At 78.0% G+C, this 313-nt stretch carries 1 protein-coding gene; it reads right to left on the bottom strand.

Features of this window, described 5'->3' with window-relative positions; all coding sequences use genetic code 11:
• Positions 1–90 precede the first annotated feature (90 nt).
• Positions 91–313 (bottom strand): uroporphyrinogen decarboxylase family protein (locus FAF44_RS53990; protein WP_272896271.1); only part of this gene is annotated, 223 nt, incomplete at its 5' end.

Genomic DNA, 313 nt, shown 5'->3' with positions numbered 1-313 from the left:
GCCCCAGGCCCCGGCTCAAGCCCAGGCCCCGGCCCAGGACTCGGGCCCGGAGACCGCCTGACCCCGGACGGCTGCCCGGCCGGGGCCGGGTCAGCGGCCGTGTTCGTGCACCAGATCGGTGAGGCGCTTGAGCTGGTCGGGGTCGGTGGACGGCAACACGCCGTGCCCCAGGTTGAACACGTGCCCCTCGGCCGCCTCGCCGCGCCGCAGCACCTCGCGGGCCTTGCGCTCGACAACCTCCCACGGCGCGAGCAGGATCGCCGGGTCGAGGTTGCCCTGCAGCGCCCGGCCCGGCCCGACGCGGCGGGCGGCC

This window comes from Nonomuraea sp. MG754425 (assembly GCF_021699195.1).
Lineage (GTDB): Bacteria > Actinomycetota > Actinomycetes > Streptosporangiales > Streptosporangiaceae > Nonomuraea.
Note: the sequence above shows the minus strand (reverse complement) of the source record. Positions and strands in the feature narration are given on the sequence as shown.